Raw genomic sequence first — 271 nt, forward strand, 5'->3', positions numbered from 1 at the left:
CAGACTCTCCCGATCATAATCATCGCGAATCAGCTTTAAGGTCCACAGATTAGAAATACGGTCGACATACAGCTCACCATTGATATGATCCAAAACATTGCTGATAAAATCTTTGATGGTCTTGGATTCAGTCCATGCCAGTGACAGCCCGAGTTGTTCATCATAGAGTGTATCTGCTGCCGCAATAAAGCTGCTATCGTCAATTTGCGACTCGCTTGCGCCTTTGCCCCACAAGGTATTGGTCAAGCATTCACGGATGATATGCGCTGCG

1 protein-coding gene is annotated in these 271 nt (G+C 46.1%); it reads right to left on the minus strand.

All coding sequences use genetic code 11. The features are described 5' to 3' along the window. Positions 1 to 271: hypothetical protein (locus tag LVY74_RS17675; protein WP_237816151.1), on the minus strand; the 271-nt coding region annotated here is incomplete at both ends.

The organism is Acinetobacter sp. ME22, assembly GCF_022012315.1.
GTDB lineage: Bacteria > Pseudomonadota > Gammaproteobacteria > Pseudomonadales > Moraxellaceae > Acinetobacter > Acinetobacter brisouii_A.